This window comes from Streptomyces sp. SPB074 (assembly GCF_000154905.1).
In the GTDB taxonomy this organism is placed as follows: domain Bacteria; phylum Actinomycetota; class Actinomycetes; order Streptomycetales; family Streptomycetaceae; genus Streptomyces.
In genome coordinates this window covers 6,462,116-6,464,231 of sequence record NZ_GG770539.1, presented here as the reverse complement: position 1 = coordinate 6,464,231, position 2,116 = coordinate 6,462,116, and the positions used below count along the sequence as shown (strand labels likewise).

3 protein-coding genes are annotated in these 2,116 nt (G+C 75.7%); 1 reads left to right on the top strand and 2 read right to left on the bottom strand.

What is annotated here, in order from left to right; genetic code table 11:
- Positions 1–244: 244 nt before the first annotated feature.
- Together SSBG_RS27625 and SSBG_RS27620 are read right to left on the bottom strand one after the other, a co-directional pair.
- Positions 245–688: a hypothetical protein gene (locus SSBG_RS27625; RefSeq protein WP_008749341.1), complete on the bottom strand. Its 444-nt coding sequence runs from the start codon at positions 686–688 to the stop codon at positions 245–247.
- Positions 654–1,178 carry a MarR family winged helix-turn-helix transcriptional regulator gene (locus SSBG_RS27620; protein WP_008749340.1) on the bottom strand — a complete coding sequence of 175 codons (525 nt, stop codon included), beginning with the start codon at positions 1,176–1,178 and terminating at the stop codon, positions 654–656. Before SSBG_RS27620 ends, SSBG_RS27625 begins: the two co-directional genes overlap by 35 nt.
- A gap of 167 nt (positions 1,179–1,345) precedes the next feature.
- Here SSBG_RS27620 and SSBG_RS27615 point away from each other — a divergent pair, with 167 nt between their 5' ends.
- On the top strand, positions 1,346–1,855 hold the full coding sequence (locus SSBG_RS27615; RefSeq protein ID WP_008749339.1) for a mycothiol transferase: 510 nt from the start codon (positions 1,346–1,348) through the stop codon (positions 1,853–1,855).
- Positions 1,856–2,116: the final 261 nt, after the last annotated feature.

The window sequence follows — 2,116 nt, the reverse complement described above, 5'->3', positions numbered from 1 at the left end:
CCTGGGATGCCCGGCAGCCGTTCATGCGGGGAACGGCGGGGAACGACGCACCTTGTCGCTTGCGGGACCCGGGGCGCGGTCCGCAACGCGCGGACAGCGGGGACGCGACCGGGTCGGCCCGGGGTGAGGGGCCGCCCCGGTCGCACACGCCCGCCACGTCCTCCCGCGGCATCCCGCGCCGCAGGAAGCGCGGCTTCGGGCGGTGGGTGCCTCAGCTCGCCGCGCCCACCGGACTGCCACGGCATCAGGGCATCAGGGCCGCGAGTTCCGCGTTGGCGCGCGCGGTGACCTGCGCGAGGACGCGCCCCGCGGCGGCCAGGTCGTCGGCGGGAATTCCGGCCCAGACACGGGCCGTGAAGGGGGCGACCTCCGCCGCTGTGGTGGCGAGGAGGTCGCGGCCCGCGCCGGTGGGGCGGAGGTGGGCTCCGTCCGTCGCGAGCAGTCCCGCGGCGAGGAGCGCGTCGAGGTCGGCGCGGACGGCCGCCGGATCGGTCTTGAGGAAGCCCCGCACCTCGGCGACGAGGCCGTCAGGGGTGTGCGGCGCTTCGGCCGTCGCGGCGGCGCGCAGGGCGATCTGCCGGGCGAAGGTGACGCCGTGCCGGGCGAGGATCTGCTCCAGGACGGCGCGGGCGGCGTAGTGGGCGAGAGCGAGGTCACGAGGGCTGACGGCGGGCGTCGCGGTGGTCATGGGGTGCTCCTCTGGTTGCCTGGTCGTCCGGTACGGGTGGAGCGAGGGGTGTGCGGAGCAGGGTGGTCAGCTCGTTTGTGAGGGCGAGCGTCCGCGCGGAGCCGGGGCCGCCGAGCGGGGCCAAAAGTTGCTCGTGCAGGTCCCGGACGAGGTCGATGGCGCGGCGTGCGACCTCCCCGCCCTCCTCGGTGAGGGCCAGTTGGACGGCGCGCGGGTCGTGCGGGTCGCGGGTGCGCGCGAGGAGACCGGCCGACTCCAGGGCGCGCGCCAGCTTCGAGACGTAGAGCGCCTCCAGTCCGATGTGGTCGGCGAGCCGGCGCTGACTGGGCCGCTCCCCGGACCGCCCCATGCCGTGCAGGGAGGCGAGCACGACGTACTGGGCGTGGGTCAGCCCCAGCGGGGCCACCGCCCGGTCGACCGCCACCCGCCACTTGTTGGCGAGCCGCCACACGAGATAGCCGGGCGTGGGCTCCGGCGCGGACTTGCTCATACCGATAGCGTACATAGACATGATGTCCATGGCTACTAAATAGCGGCGCCGAGGAGCCGGGCTGCGCACCGCGTCGGTTCGGGTGCGGGGGCGAGGGGCAGGCGGCATGGTGGAGGAGGCGGTCCGGGGGCGTCCGGGACCGGTGCCGACGAGAGGTGGTGTGCGCGATGCGTGGTGCGGAACTGCTCGCCGAGGGGTTCGGGCGGATCTCGGAGGAGGTGCACGCGGCGGCCGAGGGCCTACGCGGCGAGCGGCTCGGGGAACGGCTCGACCCGGAGGCGAACTCGATCGCCTGGCTCGTGTGGCACCTGAGCCGGGTGCAGGACGACCACGTCGCGGACGCGGCGGGCGAGGAGCAGGTGTGGACGGGGGCCGGGTGGGCGGAGCGCCTCGGCCTCCCCTTCCCCGACGAGGCGACCGGGTACGGGATGAGCGCGGCGGAGGTGGGCCGGGTGCGGGTGAGCGGTCCGGGGGATCTGCTGGGCTACTTCGACGCGGTGCACGCCCGCACCCTCGCGTACGTCTCCGGGCTCTCCGACGGGGACTTCGACCGCGTGGTCGACGAGAACTGGTCGCCCCCGGTCACGCTCGGCGTCCGGCTCGTGAGCGTCCTCTCGGACTGCCTCCAGCACGCGGGCCAGGCCGCGTACGTCCGGGGCGCGCTGGAACGGCGCTGAGGCCGGGGCCTCGCCCGGCCGTCTCCGTCCCGTCACCGCGTTGTCAGACCCCGGTGCGACGATGCCCGGCACGTGGACACCGCGCCCACGGGACTGGGGTGACCGGGATGAGCGGAACGGCGACGACGGTGGTGGAGCGAGGCGGGGCGGGGGAGGTGACGGCCGGGGCGGCGGGCGAGCCCGTGGTGCTGGGCGACGTGCTGCCGGAGGTGCTGCGCGCGCTCGCCGTCGCCGACGGCGTCCCGCTCCCCCGGCGCGGAC

Excerpts from the sequence above, each read along its gene's own strand:
- SSBG_RS27625 (WP_008749341.1), bottom strand. The coding sequence starts at position 688 with ATGACCACCGCGACGCCCGCCGTCAGCCCTCGTGACCTCGCTCTCGCC.
- SSBG_RS27620 (WP_008749340.1), bottom strand. The coding sequence starts at position 1,178 with ATGAGCAAGTCCGCGCCGGAGCCCACGCCCGGCTATCTCGTGTGGCGG.
- SSBG_RS27615 (WP_008749339.1), top strand. The coding sequence starts at position 1,346 with ATGCGTGGTGCGGAACTGCTCGCCGAGGGGTTCGGGCGGATCTCGGAG.